The sequence below is a fragment of the Streptomyces sp. NPDC017448 genome, from assembly GCF_044330565.1.
Classification (GTDB): domain Bacteria; phylum Actinomycetota; class Actinomycetes; order Streptomycetales; family Streptomycetaceae; genus Streptomyces.
Window position 1 is genome coordinate 576,994 of record NZ_JBIRLM010000001.1, and the last position, 19,170, is coordinate 596,163.

Genomic DNA, 19,170 nt, shown 5'->3' on the forward strand with positions numbered 1-19,170 from the left:
GGGGCCACGCCGCCCCCCCCCCCCGCCACGGGGGGGCGGCGGAGCCCGGGCGCGTGATCGTCCGGGGCCCCCGGTTCCCCCCGCCCGGGGGGGGGGGCCCGGGGGGGGCCCCCCCCCCCTCCCCCCCGGGGGGGGGGGCCCCGCGCCGTTCGCGTACGCCCCGGGCGCCCGGCTCAGCGGGGCGCCGGGACCAGCCTCTCCGGCCCGTGCGCCACCTGCTCGCGCAGCGACTTCTGGAGCTCCAGGTCCTGGGCGGTGAGCTTCTGCGGGCCACCGCGCGGCGGTACGCCCCCGACGCGTTCGGCGGGGGAGACCGGCGGCTCGTAGTGGGTGGGCGCGGTGTGCAGGGTGAGACCGGTCAGGAGCATGAGCAGCGCGACGCCCGCGACGGCGGCCCTGGTCCACCGTCGGGCCCGGTTCTCGCCGCCGGAGCGCACGGCGTCGGCCGGCGGCGGTACGGGGAGGTGCCCGGCGCGGGCGAGGCCGTCGAGCCGGTCGTGCAGCAGGGCCGACCGCTCGACGGGCGAACCGGCCTCCGCCAGCTCGGGAAGCCGTGCGGCGAGGGCGGCGTGGGCGGTCATCAGCCGGCCCGCCGCCGCCGGGGTGCTGGCCTCCGTCTCGGCGGCGGTCTCCGGGAGGTCCAGGCCGACCCCCTCGTACAGGAGCAGCGTGCGCCGGTAGGCCGGGGGGAGGGCGAGCAGCGCGTCGAACAGCGTCCGCTTGCCCGGCTCCGTGGGCGGGGCGTCGGGGTGCCGGTGCGTGCGGCGCATCCGGTGCCAGGGGGACATCGCGTACTCGTGTGCGGCGGCCCGCACCCAGCCGGCCGGGTCACGGTCGACGGCCACCTCGGGCCAGCGGTGCCAGGCCAGTTGGAAGGCGCGCTCCACGGACTCGCGGGCCAGGGTGCGGCGACCGGTCAGCAGGTAGGTCTGCCGGACGAGGTCGGGGGCGGTCCGGGCGTACAGCGCGTCGAACGCGTCGGCCGGTGTGAAGCCCTCCTCGCCGGAGGGCTCCGGCGCGGCGCTCGTCCCCGCCTCCCCTTCTCTCTCCGCCCCCGCTTCCCTCTCCGTCGCCTCTTCCGCCTCCGCCCCCGTCGCCCCCCTCGCCTCTTCCGCCTCCCCCTCCCGCGTCGCCCCGGCTTGCGCGGGCTGCGGCGCGGACAGGCCCCGTTCCGGTTCCGGGCCGGGCGACGCCTTCCCGGCCACGGGCTCCGCCACGGTCACCGCCGCCGACTTCGCGGCCCTCGCCACCGACTTCGCGGCCACCGTGATCGGCTTCGCCGTCACCGCCACCGGCTTCGCGGCCCCCGCCGCCGGTTCCGCCCCCGGCGCCACCGCCGCCTGCACCGCTGTCCTCGTCCCCGGCCCGGTCTCCGGCGGCTCCGGGGCGATGATCCGGGCGTACAGCGCGCGCTTGCGTCCGCGCGGGCTCGTGCGCCCCGTCTCCCAGGAGCGCACAGTGGCGCGCGTGACCCCCACCGCGCTCGCCACCTCCTCCTCGCTCAGCGCTTTCGCCTCGCGCAGTCTGCGACGCTCCTTGGGCGAGGGCAGCGGCTCTGCCGCGGCCCCGTCGGTCGTACTCCGGGTCATGGACGACCCCCGGCCCCATCGCACGCGGAGAAAAAGTACATAAACGTATATTGAGCGACACAGCGGCTGTTCGCGCGTTACGCGAAGAAAGCGCGTGTCGTTGGCAGCATGGGCCGCGTGACCCGACTGACGCAGCGCCGCCCCCAGGTGACGACCGATCGGAACCGCGCCCTGGCCCTCTCCTCCGCCGTGGTGCGGGGCGCCGTCGCCGCCGGACTCGGCCTCGGCGCCCTGGCGGTCCTGGTCACCGTGGTCTGGATCAGCTCCCCGCACCCCGACAGCGGACCGGACGGGGCGTTGCGCACGGCCGCCGGGGTCTGGCTGCTCGCGCACGGCGCCGGACTCGTGCGGCCCGACACCCCGAGCGGCGTTCCGGCCCCCGTGGGCGTGGTGCCGCTGCTGCTCATGGCGGGCCCGCTCTGGCTGACGCACCGCGCGGCGCGTGACGCGGTGGAGCCGGAGGAGCCGGAGGAGGGGCGGTCCAGCCCGTCGCGGACGGGCGCGTTCTGCGCGGTGACCGCCGGGTACCTGCTGGTCGTGGCGGGCGCGGCGGCCTACGCGCGCGGGGGCGCGCTGCGCCCGGACGCGGACACGCTGCTGTTCCCGGTGGCGCTGATGGTGGCCGGTGCGGCGGCGGCCGGAGTCTGGACGGCGGCCGGACGGCCGCTCGGCCCCCTGCCGTCCTGGTCGCCCCTGGCCCTCCAGGAGGCCGCCGCCAGGGCGCTGGTCCGGGACCGGGCCGAGGCGGCGTGCCGGTCGGCGGCGGTGGGCGTGGCGGCGCTGCTCGGCGGCGGGGCGCTGCTGGCCGCCGTGGCGCTCGGGCGGAACGCGGCGGCGGCCCAAGAGGCGTTCCTCGGGCTGGCGGGCGACTGGTCGGGGCGGTTCGCCGTACTCCTGCTGGCCGCCGCGCTCGTGCCGAACGCCGCGCTGTGGGGGGCGGCGTACGGGCTCGGGCCCGGGTTCGCGCTCGGTACGGGGGCCACCGCGACCCCGCTGGGACTCGACGGCGCCCCGGCCGTCCCCCGTTTCCCCCTCCTGGCGGCCGTGCCGGACCCCGGTCCGGGAGCCTGGCCGAACTGGGCGGCCGGGGCGGTCCCGGTGGCGGCCGCGCTGGCGGTCGCCTGGTTCACCGTCCGCAGAGCCGCCCCGGCCGGCGTGAGCCGCGCGCGGGCGTGGAGTCCGGGCGAGACGGCGCGGACGGCCCTGCTCGCCGCGCTGGGGTGCGGCCTGGGGACGGCGCTGCTCACGGCGTTGGCCGGGGGGCCGCTCGGGACGGGGGAGCTGAGCGTCTTCGGCCCGGAGTGGTGGCTGACCGGGCCGGCTGCCCTCGCCTGGACGGCCGTCATCGGCGTGCCGACGGCCCTGCTGCTGCGTCTGTGGCGGCTGCGGACGCCGGGCTGGGCCTGGCGCGGGGAGGTGACCGAGGCGCGGGACTCCCCGGAGGCCGGGGTGGGAGCGGCATACCGGCGGGACGCGTTCGCGGGCGCGGGGGAGAGCGGAGAGGAGGGCGCCGGAAGGGCGCGCCGCCGGTGGGCGCCGTGGCGCGGGCGGGGCGGGGAGGAGGGCGTCCCGGACCGGACCGGGCCGGACGCACCGGCGCGCCCGGCCGCTTCCTCCGTTCCGGCCCCCGGCGCGGGCTCCGGCGGACGGTCCGGATCGGGGGCGGGGCAGGGCGGCGCGGGGTTCGAACCGTACGACTTCCTGCCGACCGACCCGTGGCACGAGAAGGACTCCAGGGAAGCCCGGTGGGCCTCCCTGAGGCAGGGGTCCGGCGGGCTGATGGCCGACTTCCCCGCAGGTCCCGCCGCGGACCGGCCGCCGGGCGGCCCCGCCGTCCGGCCCGCGGACAGCCCCGCCGACCGTGCCGCGGGGGCGGCCGCCGGCGCCGCCGGGGAGGCGGACGGCGGCCCGGCGGCTACTCCTTGACGCCGAAGAACGGTTCCAGCGGCTTCGGGAGGTGGTCGTTGCAGGCCACCGCGCCGGACTTGGTCAGGGCGTCGTTCACGCAGGTGTAGTAGTCGCGGTAGACGAGCTGCACGGTGAAGGTCGTCGCGACGATGAGGAGCGCCAGCAGAGCGGTGACCAGGCCGCCGACCGCCGCCGTGGTCTGCTGCCGGCCGGCGGTGCTCCGCGGTGCGCCCGGCTGCCCCGCCGGGGCGGCCCCGGCGCCGTCCGCCGCACCCGTCCCGTCCCCGGCCGCGGAGTCGGCCGCTCCGGCGCCGTCCGCCCCGGTGGCGTTCTTGAGCGGGGTGCGGAGGGCGCTGATCGCCCAGTACGTCGCGAGCGCGCCGAGCAGCAGGGCGATCTCCGGGAAGTCGAAGAGCGCGAAGAAGAAGGCCCACATGCCGCCGAGCACCGCGTAGCGGGCGCGCCGCTGTGCGGGGTCCTTGGGATCCCAGCGCAGGCCGCCCGGCCCGCCGCGGTCGTTTCCGCCCTTGCCGCCCGGACCCCCGGAGCCGTTCCCGCCCGGGCGTCCGCCGAAGCCGCCGCCGCCCCGGCCGGGCTGCCGGTCGCTCCACTGGCTGCCCCACGCCGGGCGGTCGGCCGAGGAGCCGGAGCCGTTCCCCTCGGAGCCCTCGTTCCCACCCGTGCCGTCCGAGCCGTCGGCCGCGTGGGGGCGGCGCGGCCGCCACGGCTGGTCGGGCCGGTCCGCGGGCGGCGGCGCGAACGGATTGTCCTCCCGCGGATCCCGCGACCCCCCGCCGGAGGGCGAGCCGGACGACCCCGCGGAGGAGGACGAGTCCGGCGAGGAGGACGAGCGCTCCCGCGTCAGCAAAGTGGGCCGCTCGGGCCGGGGAAGGCGAAAGGCGGTGCGACGGCGTCGGTCCGGCATGTGGTGAACGTCTTCCCCATCTCGTCATGTGCGCCCGCGGGACGGTCGGTCCGCCCGATGGACGGTTCGTCCGCCCGGCGGACGGTTCGCTGTCCCCTGACGCTACCTCCCGGTCACGCCCCCGTCCCGTGGGGGCCGTCGGGTGTGCCGGTATCGTTGCTGACGGTCGGCCCGTTCGTAGGGTTCCCCGTATCGGGCGAAGCGATTCTCTCGTACGACCCTACAAAGAGCGTCCCCGTACCCCCGCACCCTGCGTCATCGCGCGGTCATCACGTGAGAAAGGGCCCCGACGTGGCCTCCCCGCCCCCCTCCGCCCCTCCTGCCCGGCTGGTCGTGCTGGTCTCCGGCTCCGGTACCAACCTCCAGGCGCTCCTCGACGCCATCGGCGCCGACCCGGCGTACGGGGCGCGGATCGTCGCGGTCGGCGCGGACCGCGACGGGACTGGTGGCGTGGAGCGCGCCGAACGGGCCGGAATCCCCACGTTCGTGTGCAAGGTCAAGGACCACGCCACGCGCGCCGAGTGGGACGAGGCGCTCACCGCGCTGGTCGCCGAGCACCGGCCGGACCTCGTCGTCTCCGCGGGTTTCATGAAGATCGTGGGGCCGGCGTTCCTCGCCGCCTTCGGCGGCCGGACCGTCAACACCCACCCCGCCCTGCTGCCCAGCTTCCCCGGCGCCCACGGCGTGCGCGACGCGCTCGCCTACGGCGTCAAGGTCACGGGCTGCACCGTCCACTTCGTCGACGACGGCGTCGACACCGGTCCGATCATCGCGCAGGGCGTGGTCGAGGTGACCGAGGAGGACACCCCGGAGGGCGAAGCCGCCCTCCATGAACGCATCAAGGAAGTCGAGCGCACGCTGCTCGTCGAGGCCGTGGGGCGGATCGCCCGTGACGGCCATCGCATTGAGGGACGAAAGGTTCATCTCGGTCATGTCGGTGAATAAGCCCATCCGCCGCGCCCTGGTCAGCGTCTACGACAAGACGGGGCTCGACGACCTCGCCCGCGGTCTCCACGAGGCGGGCGTCGAACTCGTCTCCACCGGCTCCACCGCCGGGAGGATCGCCGCCGCCGGAGTCCCGGTCACCAAGGTCGAGGAGCTGACCGGCTTCCCCGAGTGCCTGGACGGCCGGGTCAAGACGCTGCACCCCCGCGTCCACGCCGGCATCCTCGCCGACCTGCGGCTGGACGCCCACCGCGAACAACTGGCCGAGCTGGGCGTCGAGCCCTTCGACCTGGTCGTGGTGAACCTCTACCCGTTCAGGGCGACCGTCGCCTCGGGCGCCTCCGCCGACGAGTGCGTCGAGCAGATCGACATCGGCGGCCCCTCCATGGTCCGCGCCGCCGCCAAGAACCACCCCTCCGTCGCCGTCGTCACCAGCCCCGAGCGGTACGCCGACGTCCTGGCCGCGGTCAAGGCCGGGGGCTTCGACCTCACCGCCCGCAAGCGGCTCGCCGCCGAGGCGTTCCAGCACACCGCCGCCTACGACGTGGCCGTCGCCTCCTGGTTCGCGGACGGCTACGCGGCCGCCGACGACTCGGGCCTCCCGGAGTTCCTGGGCGACACCTTCGTCCGCAAGAACGTCCTGCGCTACGGCGAGAACCCGCACCAGCCCGCCGCCCTGTACACCTCCGGCGAGGGCGGTCTCGCGGAGGCCGAGCAGCTGCACGGCAAGGAGATGTCCTACAACAACTACACGGACACCGACGCCGCCCGCCGTGCCGCCCACGACCACGCCGAGCCGTGCGTCGCGATCATCAAGCACGCCAACCCGTGCGGCATCGCGATCGGCGCCGACGTCGCGGAGGCGCACCGCAAGGCCCACGCCTGCGACCCGCTCTCCGCGTTCGGCGGCGTCATCGCCGTCAACCGCCCGGTGACCGTCGAGCTGGCCGAGCAGGTCGCGGAGATCTTCACCGAGGCCATCGTCGCCCCGGCCTACGAGGACGGCGCCGTCGAGGTGCTGGCCCGCAAGAAGAACATCCGCGTCCTGCGCGCCCCCGAACCCCCCGCCGCCGCGTTCGAGGTCAAGCCGATCGACGGCGGCGCGCTCCTCCAGGCCGCCGACCGCCTCCAGGCCGAGGGCGACGACCCGGCGAACTGGACGCTCGCCACCGGCGACGCCCTCCCCGAGGACCAGCTGCGCGAGCTGGCCTTCGCCTGGAAGGCGTGCCGCGCGGTCAAGTCCAACGCCATCCTGCTCGCCAAGGACGGCGCCTCGGTCGGCGTCGGCATGGGCCAGGTCAACCGGGTGGACTCCGCGAAGCTCGCCGTCGAGCGGGCGGGCGCGGAGCGGGCCGCCGGTTCGTACGCCGCCTCCGACGCGTTCTTCCCGTTCCCGGACGGTCTGGAGATCCTGACGGCCGCCGGCGTCAAGGCCGTCGTCCAGCCCGGCGGCTCCGTCCGCGACGAACTGGTGATCGAGGCCGCGCGGAAGGCCGGCGTGACCATGTACTTCACGGGCACCCGCCACTTCTTCCACTGACCGCTCCGGCGCCACCCGGCGGCCGCGCCCCTCCCGCCGGGGCGCGGCCGCCCCCGTCTGCGCCGTACGGCGCCCGCCCCCCGCTCTGTTCTAATGACACGGCCGTAGCAATCCCTAGCAGGGGCAGTCACCGTGCTTGAGCTGAACAAGAGTGGAACGGACCGGTCGGAGCCGGGCCGCCTGCCCGCCCAGGGGCCGGGGCCGGACAGCCGTCCGGCGGACGACTCGCCGAGTACGGGGGAGGCCGCCCCCGGCCACGTCCCGTGGCGCCCGTACCTCATCGCCGCCGCGATCCTCTGCACGCTCTACTTCCTCTACGGGTACTTCCAGTGGGCCCGCTTCGGCTCGCCCTCCTGGGACCTCGGGATCTTCGAGCAGGAGGTCCGGGCGTACGCCGGATTCGACGCCCCCGTCGTCGACATCAAGGGCCCCGGCTACCTGATCCTCGGCGACCACTTCTCCCCGATCGTGGCGCTGCTGGCCCCGCTGTACTGGGTCTGGCCGTCCGCCGCCTCCCTCCTCTTCGCCCAGGCGGCGCTCTTCGCGCTCGGCGCCGCCGTCGTCGGCCGCACCGCCCAGCAGCTCCTGGGCGGGCGCTCCGGCCTCTGCGTCACCGTCGCGTACGGGCTCTCCTGGGGCATCCAGGAAGCGGTCAAGGCGGACTTCCACGAGATCGCCTTCGCCGTCCCGCTGCTCGCCCTCGTCTGCCGGGCGCTGCTCCTGGAGCGGTACACCGCCGCCCTGCTCTGGTCGCTCCCGCTGGTCCTGGTCAAGGAGGACCTGGGCGCGACCGTCGCCGTCGTCGGCTTCCTCCTCTTCGTGCACGGCCGCCGCCTCCAGGGCGCGCTGCTCGCCGCGTTCGGGGTCGCCGCCTTCGTCGTCACGCTCACGGTCCTCATCCCGGCGGCCAGCAGCGCCGGCCGTTACGACTACTGGCAGAAGATCGACAAGAACGGCGAGCAGGACGTCTCGATGCTGGACTCCGTCCTCGGCGTCCTCGATTCGTCGGTCAAGATCGAGATGCTGGTCTTCCTGCTCGGCATCACCGCGTTCATGGCGCTGCGTTCACCGCTGACGCTGCTGATCTTCCCTACCCTCGGCTGGCGGCTGCTCTCCCAGGACAGCAACCACTGGGGCATGGTCTGGCACTACAGCGCGATCCTCATGCCGGTGCTCTTCCTCGCGCTGGCCGACGGCGTCCGCCGCAGCCGCGGCTCGCACCGCCCCTGGCTCGCCTCGTACGCGAAGGTCGCCGTCCCCGTCGCGGCCGCGATCGCCGTCGCGATGACCCAGCACCTGCCGCTGCGCGACCTGCTGCGCCCGGAGACCTACCGGACCGACGACGTCCGCAGCCGGGCGGCGCGGGCGGCGCTCGACGCCATCCCGGCCGGGGCCCGGGTCGAGACGGACATCACGCTGATGGCCCACCTCACCTCCGACCGCACCGTCTACTGGGTCGGCGGAGCCCCCGGCACCGCGCCCGACATCGTCGCCGTCAACCTGGACTTCGGCTGGTCCCGCCCGATCGAGGACCCGGTGGCGTACGCCGAGCAGCTGCACCCCGAGGCGCGCTACCGGCTCAAGCACCGGGGCGGCAGCTTCGTGGTGATGGAGCGGACGACACCGGAGCCGGCGGAGCTCCCGGGCGTCGCCGAGGACTGAGCGCGCTCCCCGGCCGGTACGCGTCGAGGGCCGCACCCGGTGGACGGGTGCGGCCCTCGTACGTGTGCGGTGCTGCCGAGCGTCAGCCGGCCTTGACGACCACCGACGAGCAGACCTTGTCCGCGAACGTCTGCTTCTTCTGGTCCCACAGCGGCCACAGCCAGCCGATGTAGCAGGCGAGGCTGTCCAGGAAGTGGGCCAGGCGGCGCACGAAGGCCATGCCGAAGCCCAGCGGACGGCCGTCGGCCTCGCGCAGCAGGCGGATGCCCACCGCCTTCTTGCCGATCGTCTGGCCGGTGGTGCCCTCCTGGTAGAGCTGCCAGATGGCCACGGCCACCAGGCCGAGGAAGCCGATGATCCCGAGGATCGCGCCGAACGAGTCGCCGACCCCGCCGCCGATGAGGACCAGGACGTACGGCACCATCATGACGAGCCCGTCGACGATCAGGCCGCCGAAGCGCAGGCCCCAGTGCGCCAGTTCGGGCATGCCGCCGCCGTAGCCGGGCTGCTGCGGGTAGCCGCCGCCGTACGGCTGGCCGGGCTGCTGCTGGGGGTAGCCGGGCTGCTGCGGATAGCCGTAGCCCTGCGGCGGGACACCCTGCGGAGCCTGCTGCGGGTAGCCGTAACCGGGCTGTCCCTGCGGCGGGCCCTGGGGAGGCTGGCCGGGCTGCTGCCCGTACGGGTTGTTCGGGTCGCCGAAGCTCATAAAGGGTGTTCCTTCAACAGACGTGTGGGGACGAGATGGCCACACGGAGGAAGGACATCGATCAGCGGCCCGCCCCCCGTACAACCGCGGCCTTCATCGTTATAAGCGGACCGCGGGTTTGTCCAGTCCGGGGCCCCGGACGTTGTGCAAGTGCAATGTCCGGTACGGGGATGGCGCCGGCAATTGGTATGCGGGCGGGGTCATCCGCGAGGATGGGCCCATGACTGCCCAGATTCTCGATGGCAAGGCCACCGCTGCCGCGATCAAATCCGATCTGACCGTCCGTGTGGCGGCCCTCAAGGCCCAGGGGATCACTCCCGGCCTCGGAACCCTGCTCGTCGGGGACGACCCGGGCAGCCGGTGGTACGTCAACGGCAAGCACCGCGACTGCGCCGAGGTCGGCATCGGCTCCATCCAGCGCGAACTCCCCGACACCGCCACCCAGGAGGAGATCGAGGACGTCGTCCGGGAGCTGAACGCCAATCCGGAGTGCACCGGCTACATCGTCCAACTGCCGCTGCCCAAGGGCATCGACACCAACCGGGTCCTGGAGCTGATGGACCCGGAGAAGGACGCCGACGGGCTGCACCCGATGAGCCTCGGCCGCCTCGTCCTCAACGAGACCGGCCCGCTGCCCTGCACCCCGCAGGGCGTCGTCCAGCTGCTGCGCGCACACGGCGTGGAGATCGCCGGGGCGCACGTCGTGGTCGTCGGCCGCGGTGTCACCATCGGCCGGTCGATCCCGCTGCTGCTGACCCGCAAGACGGAGAACGCCACGGTGACCCAGTGCCACACCGGCACCCGGGACCTCTCCGCCCATCTGCGGCAGGCCGACATCATCGTCGCCGCCGCCGGGGTCCAGCACCTGATCAAGCCGGAGGACGTGAAGCCGGGCGCGGCCGTGCTCGACGTCGGCGTCAGCCGGGACGAGAACGGCAAGATCGTCGGCGACGTGCACCCGGGGGTCCGCGAGGTGGCCGCCTGGGTCGCCCCGAACCCCGGCGGTGTCGGCCCGATGACCCGCGCCCAGCTGCTGGTCAACGTGGTCGAGGCGGCCGAGCGTGCCGCCGCCGCGACCGCCGACGCCACCGCCGCGGGCTGACGGCCGGATCCGGAGAGGGCTCCCATGGGTGCTGGTACGAGTCCGGCCGACCCCGCCCCGGCGGGCCGGGCGGCAGACGATCCGGGCGAGCGGGACGGCGCCGGGGCGACCGCCGCCGCGCCCGGCCGGGCGGACGGAGCCGAGGGGGGAGCGGCCGGGACCGCCGGGCAGACCGCGGAAGCCGGCCCCCGGCCCCGCGGTTCGCGGCGGTTCCCCCGGTTCACCCGGGACACCGCCCCGCCCGAGGGAGGCGGCCGGGCCGCCTCCGGCGACGCGCCCGCCCCGGCCCGGCAGTGGCCGCTGCTCACCGTGCTCTGCGCGGCGGGGCTCGGCCTGCTGATCGTGGCCCTGGACCCGTTCGCGGAGGCGTTCCGCGTCGGGACGATCCTCATCGGCTGCGCGCTGATCACCGGCGCCGTGCTGCGCTGGGCGGTGCCCTCGGTCGGCATGCTGGCGGTCCGTTCCCGCTTCACCGACCTGGTCACGTACGGGCTGATGGGCACGTTGATCGTGCTGCTCGCGCTGGTCGCGCAGCCCGACCCGTGGCTGGACGTCCCGCTCCTGGAGGACGCGGTCCGCTTCACGATCCGCTAGCGGGCGCGGGGCGGACCGCCACCGGCCGCGACACCCGGCGGTACCGGTCCGGGGCGCCTGGCGGTACCGGTCCGGGGCGCCGACCGCGGTGCCCGTCCCTACCCCCGAGGAGGGACGGACACCGCGGCCGAACCGGGGCGACCGGGGAAGAAGCCCCGGTAGGCGCCGGGACGGGCCGCCCCGGCCCCTCCGACTCCAGCGTCATGGACATGAAAGTCCGGAACAAGCGGCCCCTGTGGCCTGTGGCACGGAAGTGACCATTCCGGCACGGTGTGATCGTCGCGCAACGATGGCAGACTGGCACGGCGCACCGACACGGCGCACAGAGTGGCGCGGAGCGGCGGAGCGGTGGCCGGGCAGCGACCGGCGCGGTGTTCGGGGCGCGTGGGGATACGCTCCCCGCCGTTCATGCTCCCGTGCGCCCCCTCGCCAGGAACTGACTCCCCGGCTCGGCGCATCCTCGTGGGTGGCCCGCCGACGGTCCGGCACGACCGGACGGCGGAGGGGCCGGGGGGTGCGCGGGCCGGAGGCCGGCCGCGGCGGGGTACAGCAAGCACGTCCGGGGGACATGAGGGGGAAAGGGAAAAGACCATGCCTCGTTGGAAGGCTCTGCCCGAAGAGCTCGATCCGCAGATCCGGGAGTTCGCCGGGCAGCTGCGCCGGCTCGTCGACCGCAGCGGGCTGAACATCAACGCGGTGGCCGACCGCACCGGCTACAGCAAGACGTCCTGGGAGCGGTATCTCAACGGGCGGCTGCTCGCCCCACGCGGGGCCGTCGTCGCCCTCGCGGAGGTGACGGACACCCCCCAGCACCACCTCATGACCATGTGGGAGCTGGCGGAGCGGGCCTGGAGCCGGGCCGAGATGCGTCACGACATGACGATGGAGGCCATCCGCATCACGCAGGCCCGCGCCGCGCTCGACCACTTCGGCACACCGGCCCCCGGCGCTTCCCCGGGCGGCCGGTCCGGCCGTCCCTCCTCGGCCGGCCGCGGCGACGACTCCCGCCGACCGGGCGACCCCGGGCCCGACGCCCACGGCTTCGCCGGGGCGGACGGCTCCGGCGCGCACCTCCCCGGCGGCCAGGGCACGACGCGCCCGCCCTCCGTGCCCCAGCAGCGCGGCGGCGGACAGGGAGCCCGCCGGCCGCAGCCGCACGCGCACCCCCGGATGCGCCGGAGGGCCAGGGGCGGCGCGCTCCCCGGCCGCCGCAAGGGCCCCATGCTCGCCGTCGGGGCGGCCGGCGCCCTGATCGTCGTGGTCGGCGCGGTCCTGCTCGCGCCGGGCGGCGACGACGCGGCCAAGGCCGCCCCGCCCCCGACGGCGGCCCCCCGCACGGCCGCCCCCGAACTGCCCGTGGGCGTCGAGTGCAGCGGCGCGGAGTGTGCCGGGCAGGACCCGGAGGCGATGGGCTGCGGCGGCGAGTTCGCCCGTACGGTGGCCACCGGCGTGGTCGGCGGCGGCAAGCTCGAGGTCCGCTACAGCGAGGTGTGCTCCGCCGCCTGGGCCCGGCTCACCGAGGCGGCGATCGGCGACACCGTGCGAATCACCGCGGGCGAGGGCGCGCAGGACGGCGAGGTCATGGGGGACACAGAGGCGTACACGCCGATGGTCGCGGTGAAGAAGCCGTCCGACGCGAAGGCGTGCGCGACGCTCACCTCCGGCACGGAGGGCTGCGCCGACCCGGCCGGGTGAGCCCCCGGGGCCGGGGCGGGCGCACCGGCGCCCCTCCCCGAGGTGCGGGCGGTCGCGTACGGGCGGTGCGCGCGGCCCGTGGCCTGCTACGGGGAGTGGAGCGGGGGCCCGTGCCGGGCAGGCGGTGCGTGCGACGCGTGCGGTGCGTGACCGGTTGTGCGCGGTGCCACAGGGGGGCGGGCGGCCCGGCGCGCCCCGGTCCGATAGCCTGGCCGCCGGATATCTCTTCACGTCAAGATTGGTCGAGGCGCGGAGGGTGTCCAGCACCAGGGTCCGGCACCAGGGGCCGGGACCCCCACCGCCAGCTGTCTAAACGGAGACCGCCATGACCCGCACGCCCGTGAATGTCACCGTGACCGGCGCAGCCGGCCAGATCGGCTACGCGCTGCTCTTCCGCATCGCCTCCGGCCACCTGCTCGGCCCGGACGTGCCGGTCAACCTGCGCCTCCTGGAGATCCCGCAGGGCATCAAGGCCGCCGAGGGCACCGCGATGGAGCTCGACGACTGCGCCTTCCCGCTGCTGCGGGGCATCGAGATCACCGACGACCCGAACGTCGGCTTCGCCGGTGCGAACGTCGCCCTCCTCGTCGGCGCCCGCCCGCGTACCAAGGGCATGGAGCGCGGCGACCTGCTGGCCGCCAACGGCGGCATCTTCAAGCCGCAGGGCAAGGCCATCAACGACCACGCCGCGGACGACATCAAGGTCCTCGTCGTCGGCAACCCGGCCAACACCAACGCGCTCATCGCGCAGGCCGCCGCCCCGGACGTACCGGCCGAGCGGTTCACCGCGATGACCCGCCTGGACCACAACCGCGCGATCTCGCAGCTGGCCGCCAAGACCGGGGCCGCCGTCTCCGACATCAAGAAGCTGACGATCTGGGGCAACCACTCCGCCACCCAGTACCCGGACGTCTTCCACGCGGAGATCGCCGGCAAGAACGCCGCCGAGGTCGTCGACGACGAGGCGTGGCTGGCCGACACCTTCATCCCGACCGTCGCCAAGCGCGGCGCGGCGATCATCGAGGCCCGTGGCGCGTCCTCCGCCGCCTCCGCCGCCAACGCCGCCATCGACCACGTCCACACCTGGGTCAACGGCACCGCCGCCGGTGACTGGACCTCGATGGGCATCCCCTCGGACGGCTCCTACGGCGTCCCCGAGGGCATCATCTCCTCCTTCCCGGTCACCACGAAGAACGGGACGTACGAGATCGTCCAGGGTCTGGACATCAACGAGTTCTCCCGTGCGCGCATCGACGCGTCGGTCAAGGAGCTCACCGAGGAGCGCGACGCGGTCCGCGAGCTCGGCCTCATCTGACCCACCGCGGCGCCCGCACGCGGCGGTGACCGCGGCGGTGACCGCGCACCGGGCACACCGAACGCCCCCGGCAGCATCCGCTGCCGGGGGCGTTCCCGCTTCCCGGCCGACGGCGGGAGCCGGCCGGCGGCCGCCTGCCCACGCGGCCCGGGGAGCGGTCAGCTCTTGAAGTCGCCGGGGGTGTAGTGGCCCGGGGTCAGCCGGCCGGTGACGCCGAAGCGGTTCCAGGCGTTGATCACGGTGATCGCCGCGATCAGCCGGGCCAGCTCGGTCTCCTCGAAGTGCTCGGCGGCCTCCGCGTACACCTCGTCCGGGACGAAGCCGTCGGTGAGCACGGTGACCGCCTCGGTCAGCGCCAGCGCCGCCAGCTCCTTCTCCGTGTAGAAGTGCCGCGACTCCCGCCAGGCGCCGAGCTGGACGATCCGCTCGACGGACTCGCCCGCCGCGAGCGCGTCCTTGCTGTGCATGTCCAGGCAGAAAGCGCACTGGTTGAGCTGCGAGGCGCGGATCTTCACCAGCTCCACCAGCACGGGGTCCAGACCCTGGCGGGCGACGATGTCGAGCCGGACCATCGCCTTGTAGACGTCGGGGAGGAGCTGGGAGACGGAGATCCGCTGCGGCTCCTCGGGGGCGAGGTCGGCCGGGGTCCGGTGGTGCGTGTGCGATGAGGTCATGAGGACGACGCTACGGCCTGGATGGCACCCCGGTATGGTCCATTGGCATGACGGATTCCTGGGCCGCTTTCGGCGCGGACCTGCATCTGGAACCGGTCGGCCGGGGGGTGCGCAGCGGGCTGATGGAGGCGCTGCGGGAAGCGGTGCGCACCGGCCGCCTGGCCCCCGGCACCCGGCTGCCGTCCTCCCGCGTGCTCGCCGCCGACCTGGGCGTCGCCCGCAACACGGTGGCCGACGCCTACGCCGAACTGGTCGCCGAGGGCTGGCTCACCGCCCGCCAGGGCTCGGGGACGCGGGTCGCCCCCCGGGCGGCGCCCCGCCGGACCGGCCCGGCGGCGGCCCCCTCCCGGCCGGTGCGGTCCGGAGCCGGCCACAACCTGAAGCCCGGCGCCCCCGACCTGTCCGGCTTCCCGCGCACCGCCTGGCTCCGGGCCGCCCGCAAGGCGCTCACCGCCGCCCCCGACGACGCCTTCGGCTACGGCGACCCGCACGGCCGCGTCGAACTGCGCACCGTGCTGGCCGAGTACCTGGCACGGGCGCGCGGGGTGTACGCCGACCCGGAGCGCATCGTGGTCTGCGCCGGCTTCGCGCACGGGCTGGCGCTGCTGGGCCGGGTGCTGCGCGCCCGCCGGGTCCGGGAGGTCGCCGTCGAGTCGTACGGCCTCGACCTCCATACGAAGCTGCTCACCGACGCCGGGCTGCGCATCCCCTGCCTGCCGGTGGACGAGCGCGGTTCCCGGACCGGGGACCTGGCCGCGCTGCGCGGCGTGGGGGCCGTCCTGCTCACCCCGGCGCACCAGTTCCCCACCGGCGTACCGCTGCACCCGGACCGGCGGGCCGCCGCCGTCGACTGGGCCCGGTCCACCGGCGGGCTGATCCTGGAGGACGACTACGACGGCGAGTTCCGCTACGACCGCCAGCCGGTGGGGGCGCTCCAGGGCCTCGATCCGGAACGCGTCGTCCACCTCGGCACCGCCAGCAAGTCGCTGGCCCCGGGGCTGCGGCTCGGCTGGATGGTGCTGCCCCGGAGCCTGGTGGCGGAGGTGGTGGCCGCGAAGGGCGCGGCCGACTGGACGACCGGCACCCCCGACCAGCTCACCCTCGCGGAGTTCATCGCCTCGGGGGCGTACGACCGCCATGTGCGCTCCATGCGGTTGCGCTACCGCCGCCGCCGCGACCAACTCGTCACGGCGCTCGCCGACCGCGCGCCGGGCGTGCGGGTCAGCGGGATAGCGGCCGGGCTGCACGCCGTCCTCGAACTCCCGGCGGGCGCCGAGCGTTCGGTGGTCCAGGCGGCGGCCTTCCAGGGCCTGGCGCTGGAGGGCCTCGACCGCTACCGCCACCCGGACGCCGCGCCGGGCCGCGACGCCCTGGTGATCGGCTACGGCTCCCCCTCGGAGAGCGCCTGGACGGGCGCGCTGGAGGCCCTGTGCCGGGTGCTGCCGTAGGGCTTCGCGTCCGGCACCGGGTTTCAAACCGGCAGATCGTCGAACTAGTCTGACGAGAAGCCCGGTCGCGCACGCGTGTCCCGGGCGCGCACACGTATCACGGGGGAGGACCGGAGATGGCCGGACGAAGGCTGAGGTCGAGCACCGTCGTGCTCGGCGGCATGGGGCTGCTCGCCCTGACGATCACGTCCTGCGGCTCGGAGCCGGACAAGCGCTGCGCCGACCGCACCACCCAGAAGACCCTGCCCGGCTCCGAGTGCCGCAGCGGCGGCAGCGGGTCGTACTACTACGGCGGCAAGAAGGGCGGCGACGGCAAGGTGCAGGGCGGCAGCTTCGACAAGTCCGCGGTGGACCGCGGCGGCTTCGGCTGCTCCAAGTCCGGCGGGGGCTGAGGGAGATGGAGCGCCGCACGATCGAGCCGCGCCCCGGCTGGCAGGAGACCGTCGAGGCGCAGGGCGTCGTCTACCCGCTCACCCGCTACCCGGACGGTTCGCTGCGCCCGTACTGGGACGAGAGCGCCTACTACGTCTTCTCGCTGCCCGAGGTCGAGGCGCTGGAGGAGGTCGTCGAGGAGCTGCACGCGATGTGCCTGGCCGCCGCCGCGCACATCGTGGAGCAGGACCGTTTCGCCGATCTCGGCATCACCGACCCGCGCCTGGCCGGCCTGGTCGCCGAGTCCTGGCGCCGTCGCGCCGAACTCCCCTCCGTCTACGGGCGGTTCGACCTGCGGTACGACGGGAGCGGTCCGGCGAAGATGCTGGAGTACAACGCCGACACCCCGACCTCGCTGGTGGAGGCGGCCAGTGCGCAGTGGTTCTGGATGGAGGACCGGTTCCCCGGGGCCGACCAGTGGAACTCGCTGCACGAGCGGCTGGTCGACGCCTGGAAGCGGCAGGCGCCCCTGCTGCCGCCCGGCCCGCTGCACTTCGTGCACTCGGAGGGCGACGAGCTCGGCGAGGACCTGATGACGGTCGCGTACCTGCGCGAGACCGCCGACCAGGCCGGTCTGGAGACGCACGCCCTCTCCGTGGAGGAGATCGGCTGGGACCGGCTCTCGGGTCGGTTCGTCGACGACCGGCTGCGGTTCATCCGCAGCTGCTTCAAGCTCTACCCCTGGGAGTGGCTGGCCACGGACCGCTTCGGACCGCAGGTGCTGGACACCCTCGACAACGGCGGCGGCTCCGGAACCACCTGCTGGATCGAGCCCGCCTGGAAGATGCTGCTCTCCAACAAGGCGCTCCTGGCGGTCCTGTGGGAGCTGTATCCGGGCCATCCGAACCTGCTGCCCGCCCACCTCGACGGCCCGCGCGAGCTGGCCGGGCCCGGCGGGGCGGGGTACGTGTCCAAGCCGCTGCTCGGCCGGGAGGGCGCCGGGGTCGACCTGCACGGCCCCGGCTCTCCGCCCGTCCTGCGCGATGAGCCGTGCTGCTACCAGGAGTTGGCCCCGCTGCCCGACATCGACGGCAACCGGGTGGTGCTCGGCGCGTGGGTCGTCGAGGACGAGGCGGCGGGGCTCGGCATCCGGGAGTCGTCGGGCTTGGTCACGGACGAGTACGCCCGCTTCCTGCCCCACGTCATTCTCTGAGCGGGCGGGCGGGCGGGCCGGGCCGGGCCGGGCGGGACGGGACAGGCGAGACGTGCGGGACGACGGGCGGGGCTCCGGCACGGGCACGGGGCCGCCGGTCCCGGGACGGGCCGCCCCCGGCCCTCCCCGGGGCCCTTCGGCACGAGGCGGTCCGGGCGGCCCCGCGCCGCCCCCGGCCCTCCCGCCCGGGCCGGGCTCAGGCCTCCAGCACCGCCCGGAGCCGGTCCAGGCCCCAGTCCAGGTCCTCCTTGGAGATCACCAGCGGCGGCGCGATCCGGATCGTCGAGCCGTGGGTGTCCTTCACCAGCACCCCCCGTTCCATCAGCTTCTCCGAGATCTCCCGGCCGGTGCCCAGCGCCGGGGCGATGTCCACGCCCGCCCACAGCCCCCGGCCGCGGACCGCCTCCACCGCGCCGCCGCCCGCCAGCAGGCCCAGCTCCCGGTGCAGATGGTCGCCCAGCTCGGCGGCGCGCGCCTGGTACTCCCCGGTCCGCAGCATCGCGATCACCTCCAGCGCCACCGCGCAGGCCAGCGGGTTCCCCCCGAACGTCGAACCGTGCTCGCCGGGCCGGAAGACGCCGAGCACCTCCGCCGAGGAGACCACCGCGGAGACGGGCACCACGCCCCCGCCGAGCGCCTTGCCGAGCACGTACATGTCGGGCACCACGCCCTCGTGGTCCAGCGCGAACGTCTTCCCGGTCCGCCCGAGCCCCGACTGGATCTCGTCCGCGACGAACAGCACGTTCCGCTCGCGGGTCAGCTCCCGCACGCCCGGGAGGTAGCCGGCCGGAGGCACCAGCACCCCCGCCTCGCCCTGGATCGGCTCGATCAGCACCGCGACGGTGTTCTCGGTCATCGCCTCCCGCATCGCGGTGAGGTCCCCGTACGGCACGATCTCGAAGCCGGGCGTGTACGGACCGAAGTCGGCCCGCGCCTCCGGGTCGGTGGAGAAGCTGACGATCGTCGTCGTGCGGCCGTGGAAGTTGTCCGAGGCCACGATGATCTTGGCCATGCCGTCCGGTACGCCCTTGACCCGGTAGCCCCATTTGCGGGCGGTCTTCACCGCGGTCTCCACGGCCTCCGCCCCGGTGTTCATCGGCAGCACCGTCTCCATGCCGCACAGCGCCGCCAGCTCCGTGCAGAAGTCGGCGAACCGGTCGTGGAAGAAGGCCCGGGACGTCAGCGTGACGCGGTCCAGCTGGGCCTTGGCCGCGTCGACGAGGCGGCGGTTGCCGTGGCCGAAATTGAGCGCCGAATATCCGGCGAGCAGGTCGAGATAGCGGCGGCCCTCGACATCGGTCATCCAGGCGCCCTCGGCGGAGGCCACGACGACCGGCAACGGGTGGTAGTTGTGCGCGCTGTGCGCCTCGGCGGAGGCGATGGCGGTTTCCGTGGTCGACACGGGATCTCCGTTCGTCGTGCGGCGGGGGGCCGGGGTGGTGCCCACTTTGTATCGTCGGTCGGATCCCGCGCCGGGAAACC

The 19,170-nt window shown here is 74.9% G+C and carries 16 protein-coding genes; 11 read left to right on the plus strand and 5 right to left on the minus strand.

The window, feature by feature from the left end; all coding sequences use genetic code 11:
- Positions 1-173: 173 nt before the first annotated feature.
- Entirely contained in the window at positions 174-1,589 is a 1,416-nt protein-coding gene (locus ACH4K1_RS02620; protein ID WP_398085745.1) for a helix-turn-helix domain-containing protein, read from the minus strand.
- A gap of 108 nt (positions 1,590-1,697) precedes the next feature.
- On the opposite strand from ACH4K1_RS02620, the gene ACH4K1_RS02625 reads away from it, so the two are divergent.
- Entirely contained in the window at positions 1,698-3,515 is a 1,818-nt protein-coding gene (locus tag ACH4K1_RS02625; RefSeq protein ID WP_398085747.1) for a DUF6350 family protein, read from the plus strand.
- Here ACH4K1_RS02625 and ACH4K1_RS02630 read toward each other — a convergent pair.
- Positions 3,505-4,422, minus strand: coding sequence for a hypothetical protein (locus ACH4K1_RS02630; protein ID WP_398085750.1), 918 nt, complete (start codon positions 4,420-4,422; stop codon positions 3,505-3,507). The genes ACH4K1_RS02625 and ACH4K1_RS02630 overlap by 11 nt on opposite strands.
- A 291-nt stretch (positions 4,423-4,713) precedes the next feature.
- Here ACH4K1_RS02630 and purN point away from each other — a divergent pair, with 291 nt between their 5' ends.
- The 3 genes from purN (at position 4,714) to ACH4K1_RS02645 (ending at position 8,569) form a co-directional block, all read left to right on the plus strand.
- Positions 4,714-5,367: a phosphoribosylglycinamide formyltransferase gene (gene purN, locus ACH4K1_RS02635; protein WP_228995265.1), complete on the plus strand. Its 654-nt coding sequence runs from the start codon at positions 4,714-4,716 to the stop codon at positions 5,365-5,367.
- Entirely contained in the window at positions 5,354-6,907 is a 1,554-nt protein-coding gene (gene purH / locus ACH4K1_RS02640; protein WP_398085753.1) for a bifunctional phosphoribosylaminoimidazolecarboxamide formyltransferase/IMP cyclohydrolase, read from the plus strand. The genes purN and purH overlap by 14 nt, the downstream gene beginning before the upstream one ends.
- A 132-nt stretch (positions 6,908-7,039) precedes the next feature.
- On the plus strand, positions 7,040-8,569 hold the full coding sequence (locus tag ACH4K1_RS02645; protein WP_398085755.1) for a DUF2079 domain-containing protein: 1,530 nt from the start codon (positions 7,040-7,042) through the stop codon (positions 8,567-8,569).
- Positions 8,570-8,651: 82 nt separating this feature from the next.
- Here ACH4K1_RS02645 and ACH4K1_RS02650 read toward each other — a convergent pair whose 3' ends face one another.
- Positions 8,652-9,275, minus strand: a complete 624-nt coding sequence (locus ACH4K1_RS02650) for an RDD family protein (RefSeq protein WP_398085758.1) — start codon at positions 9,273-9,275, stop codon at positions 8,652-8,654.
- 220 nt (positions 9,276-9,495) lie between these two features.
- Here ACH4K1_RS02650 and ACH4K1_RS02655 point away from each other — a divergent pair, with 220 nt between their 5' ends.
- The 4 genes from ACH4K1_RS02655 to ACH4K1_RS02670 all read left to right on the plus strand — a co-directional run bounded on the left by ACH4K1_RS02655 (position 9,496) and on the right by ACH4K1_RS02670 (position 13,981).
- Positions 9,496-10,377 carry a bifunctional methylenetetrahydrofolate dehydrogenase/methenyltetrahydrofolate cyclohydrolase gene (locus ACH4K1_RS02655; RefSeq protein WP_398085760.1) on the plus strand — a complete coding sequence of 294 codons (882 nt, stop codon included), beginning with the start codon at positions 9,496-9,498 and terminating at the stop codon, positions 10,375-10,377.
- Positions 10,378-10,401: 24 nt separating this feature from the next.
- Positions 10,402-10,971 (plus strand): DUF3017 domain-containing protein, encoded by a 570-nt coding sequence (locus ACH4K1_RS02660; protein WP_398085762.1) that lies wholly within the window; start codon positions 10,402-10,404, stop codon positions 10,969-10,971.
- A 591-nt stretch (positions 10,972-11,562) separates the two neighbouring features.
- Positions 11,563-12,666, plus strand: a complete 1,104-nt coding sequence (locus ACH4K1_RS02665; protein ID WP_398085765.1) for a helix-turn-helix domain-containing protein — start codon at positions 11,563-11,565, stop codon at positions 12,664-12,666.
- Between the two features lie 325 nt (positions 12,667-12,991).
- The gene (locus tag ACH4K1_RS02670; protein WP_398085766.1) at positions 12,992-13,981 is read left to right on the plus strand and encodes a malate dehydrogenase; all 990 of its coding nucleotides are present in this window, start codon (positions 12,992-12,994) and stop codon (positions 13,979-13,981) included.
- 158 nt (positions 13,982-14,139) lie between these two features.
- Here the strand turns inward: ACH4K1_RS02670 and ACH4K1_RS02675 are convergent, their stop codons facing one another.
- A complete protein-coding gene (locus tag ACH4K1_RS02675; RefSeq protein ID WP_398085768.1) occupies positions 14,140-14,655 on the minus strand; it encodes a carboxymuconolactone decarboxylase family protein in 516 nt (171 codons plus the stop codon).
- A gap of 47 nt (positions 14,656-14,702) precedes the next feature.
- Between ACH4K1_RS02675 and ACH4K1_RS02680 the strand changes: the two genes are divergently transcribed.
- The 3 genes from ACH4K1_RS02680 to ACH4K1_RS02690 all read left to right on the plus strand — a co-directional run bounded on the left by ACH4K1_RS02680 (position 14,703) and on the right by ACH4K1_RS02690 (position 17,688).
- Positions 14,703-16,103, plus strand: coding sequence for a PLP-dependent aminotransferase family protein (locus tag ACH4K1_RS02680; protein WP_398085771.1), 1,401 nt, complete (start codon positions 14,703-14,705; stop codon positions 16,101-16,103).
- A 116-nt stretch (positions 16,104-16,219) separates the two neighbouring features.
- Positions 16,220-16,495, plus strand: a complete 276-nt coding sequence (locus tag ACH4K1_RS02685; RefSeq protein WP_398085772.1) for a hypothetical protein — start codon at positions 16,220-16,222, stop codon at positions 16,493-16,495.
- Positions 16,496-16,500: 5 nt separating this feature from the next.
- Complete coding sequence (locus tag ACH4K1_RS02690) at positions 16,501-17,688, plus strand: glutathionylspermidine synthase family protein (protein WP_398085775.1); 1,188 nt, start codon at positions 16,501-16,503, stop codon at positions 17,686-17,688.
- 196 nt (positions 17,689-17,884) lie between these two features.
- On the opposite strand, the gene rocD is transcribed toward ACH4K1_RS02690, so the two are convergent.
- Positions 17,885-19,090 (minus strand): ornithine--oxo-acid transaminase, encoded by a 1,206-nt coding sequence (gene rocD, locus ACH4K1_RS02695; RefSeq protein ID WP_398085777.1) that lies wholly within the window; start codon positions 19,088-19,090, stop codon positions 17,885-17,887.
- Positions 19,091-19,170: the final 80 nt, after the last annotated feature.